General features: G+C 64.2%; 1 protein-coding gene. It reads right to left on the bottom strand.

The genetic code is table 11. From position 1 onward, the window contains the following. Positions 1 to 260, bottom strand: a 260-nt coding sequence (locus VF724_RS21455; protein ID WP_371756261.1) for a hypothetical protein, incomplete at both ends; no start/stop codon positions are given.

The raw sequence follows: 260 nt of genomic DNA, 5'->3' as shown, positions 1-260 counted from the left end.
TGCTCGAACCGCGCGATCCGCTCCAGATGCCGCGATCCGAACAGCCCGTCGTCATTGGCGGTAATGCCGCCAAAGCGATACTGCCCGCCCGGCGTTACCGGCAAAGTCAGCGCGCCGCTGCGCTGGTCGTGATCGATCAGCAGGTCCGGTTCACCGGTCTTGGCAAAGGGAAATCCGGTCTCCAGCAACTGGGTCAGCAGGCCCAGCCTGCCGGCGACGATCTTGTCCGAATTGGCCGGATCGCCCACCTTCATCGCGAA

The sequence above is a fragment of the Ferviditalea candida genome, assembly GCF_035282765.1.
Taxonomy (GTDB): Bacteria; Bacillota; Bacilli; order Paenibacillales; family KCTC-25726; genus Ferviditalea; species Ferviditalea candida.
This window is presented reverse-complemented; position numbering and strand designations above follow the sequence as displayed.